A 2,138-nucleotide genomic window follows, 5' to 3' on the forward strand; every position below is an offset into this window, starting at 1 on the left:
GGACCGGATCGTCCGCCTGGGGTGGGGGTCCCGCCCCCGAGGGATCCCGGAGCCGGACCCCGAGACGTGTCGGGGTCCGGCTCCGGCGGCAACGCTAGGCGAGCGGCGCCTTGGTGCGCAGGACCTCGATGAAGGCCCGCAGCCAGGCCGGGTGGTCGGGCCAGGCGCGGGCCGAGACGACGACGCCGTCCACCACCGCCTCGCCGTCCACGAACTCGGCGCCCGCCGCCTTGATGTCCGGGGCCAGCGCCGGGTAGGCGGAGCTGCGGCGGCCGTCCAGCAGGCCGGCGGCGGCGGTGATCAGCGGGCCGTGGCAGATCTGGGCGACGGGCTTGTCCTCGGCGAAGAAGTGCCGGGCGATCCGCTGCACGTCCGGGTCGTTGCGCAGGTACTCGGGGGCGCGGCCGCCGGGGATGACCAGGGCCGCGTAGTCGGCCGGGTCGACGTCGGCGAGGGCCACGTCGGCGGGCCAGGTGTAGCCGGGCTTCTCGGTGTAGGTGTCGAAGCCCTCGACGAAGTCGTGCACCACGAACTGGAGGCGCTTCTTCGTCGGGGCCGCGATGTCGACCTGGTAGCCCTCCTCGCGCAGCCGCTGGTAGGGGTAGAACACCTCCAGTGACTCGGCGGCGTCCCCGGTGACGAGCAGGATCTTCGATGTCATCGCCGACATCCCTCCACGTGGTCGAGCCTCGGATCGGGTACGGGCGCCGGGCGGTGGCGGCCGGCCCGGGCCCGGTCCAACCTCCCGTACCGGCGACACCGTTGGCAATGGGGCGCACCGGGCGTACGACGGCGCATACGGAGGTACGTGCGCCGGTTGCGGGGAGTGCGCGCCGGGTCGGGCGCCCGGCTGCGGGGGCCGGCGGCCCGCGTCCTAGACTCCTGCTGCCCGCGACCGTCCCGCTCCCGGAGGAGCCCATGCCCGACCGCACCACCTACCTCGTCCTCCCCGGCTACCAGAATTCCGGCCCCGAGCACTGGCAGACCCGCTGGGAGGCGGCCGAGCCGGAGTCCTTCCGCCGGGTCGAGCAGGCGGACTGGGACCACCCGGAGCGGACGGACTGGGTGGCCCGGGTGGACGCCGCGGTGGCTGCGGCCGCCGCCGAAGGCCCGGTCGTGCTGGTCGCCCACAGCCTGGGCTGCGTCACCGCGGCCCACTGGGCCGCCACCGCGTCCGCCGAGCGGACCGCCGTCGTGCGGGGCGCACTGCTGGTCGCCCCGGCGGACGTCGACACCGCCGAGGTCCCCGAGCTGGTGGACTTCCGCCCGGTGTCGCTGGAGCGGTTCCCGTTCCCGGCCGTCGTGGTCTCCTCGACCGACGACCCGTGGGTCTCGGCCGAGCGGGCCCGCGCGTTCGCCGCCGCCTGGGGCGCCCGGTACGTCGAGCCGGGCGCGTACGGGCACCTCAACTCCGACTCCGGGCTGGGCGACTGGCCGGAGGGCCGCGAGCTGCTCGCCGGGCTGTGACCGCGGCGACGGGGGAAACGGGGGGCGCGGGAACGATGAACCGGGGGACGATGAACCGACGGACGTCCCGGACCAGGCGCGTCCTGGTCCGGCTGCTGGCGGGCAGCGGGCTGGCCGCCGTCCTGCTCTACACCGAGGGGCAGTGGGAGAGCCGCTCGGGCGGGCGGATGCTGGTCGCCGACCTGCTCAACCAGCCGGAGCTGCTGATCGGCGGGGCGCTGGCGGCACTGATCGCGGCCGCCTGGCTGGGCGACCCGCGCGCCGCGGTGCGGACGGCCACCCGGGCGGTCACGGTGACCGCCGGCGTGGTGTTCCTGCTCGGCGTGCTGGCCGCGCACAAGGTGTCGGCGGCCGAGACCCGCAGCCGGGAGGACGCCCCGGCCGGGGCCGAGCGGGCCCTGGTGGTGGTGCACCGCTCGTACGCCACCGGGCCGGGCGCGGACGAGCACTGGCAGGTGCTGCTGGAGAGCGGCGAGGGCTGGTCGGCCCGGCGCTGGTCGCTGGCGGACATCGGCCGGGGACCGGGCGACGCCCGGCTGGTGGGGGCGAGCTGGACCGGCCGCTCGCAGATCACCGTGGTGACCGACTCCTACCGGCGGGTGTTCAACCTCGACCAGGACAGCGGCGAGCCGGTCGAGGCGCGGTAGCCGGGCCCGGCCCTGCCTGAGTAC

The 2,138-nt window shown here is 76.0% G+C and carries 3 protein-coding genes; 2 read left to right on the forward strand and 1 reads right to left on the reverse strand.

The window, feature by feature from the left end; all coding sequences use genetic code 11:
- Positions 1-94: 94 nt before the first annotated feature.
- Positions 95-661, reverse strand: a complete 567-nt coding sequence (locus tag ACFU6K_RS37560; protein WP_049660089.1) for a DJ-1/PfpI family protein — start codon at positions 659-661, stop codon at positions 95-97.
- 257 nt (positions 662-918) lie between these two features.
- Between ACFU6K_RS37560 and ACFU6K_RS37565 the strand changes: the two genes are divergently transcribed.
- Together ACFU6K_RS37565 and ACFU6K_RS37570 are read left to right on the forward strand one after the other, a co-directional pair.
- The gene (locus tag ACFU6K_RS37565; protein WP_380670924.1) at positions 919-1,467 is read left to right on the forward strand and encodes an RBBP9/YdeN family alpha/beta hydrolase; all 549 of its coding nucleotides are present in this window, start codon (positions 919-921) and stop codon (positions 1,465-1,467) included.
- Positions 1,468-1,517: 50 nt separating this feature from the next.
- Entirely contained in the window at positions 1,518-2,114 is a 597-nt protein-coding gene (locus tag ACFU6K_RS37570) for a hypothetical protein (protein ID WP_380670926.1), read from the forward strand.
- Positions 2,115-2,138: the final 24 nt, after the last annotated feature.

It is taken from the genome of Kitasatospora sp. NPDC057512, from assembly GCF_042802135.1.
Lineage (GTDB): Bacteria > Actinomycetota > Actinomycetes > Streptomycetales > Streptomycetaceae > Kitasatospora.

Bases quoted from the DNA above. Each gene is read 5' to 3' on its own strand.
- ACFU6K_RS37565 (WP_380670924.1), top strand. From the start codon at position 919: ATGCCCGACCGCACCACCTACCTCGTCCTCCCCGGCTACCAGAATTCC.
- ACFU6K_RS37560 (WP_049660089.1), bottom strand. From the start codon at position 661: ATGACATCGAAGATCCTGCTCGTCACCGGGGACGCCGCCGAGTCACTG.
- ACFU6K_RS37570 (WP_380670926.1), top strand. From the start codon at position 1,518: ATGAACCGACGGACGTCCCGGACCAGGCGCGTCCTGGTCCGGCTGCTG.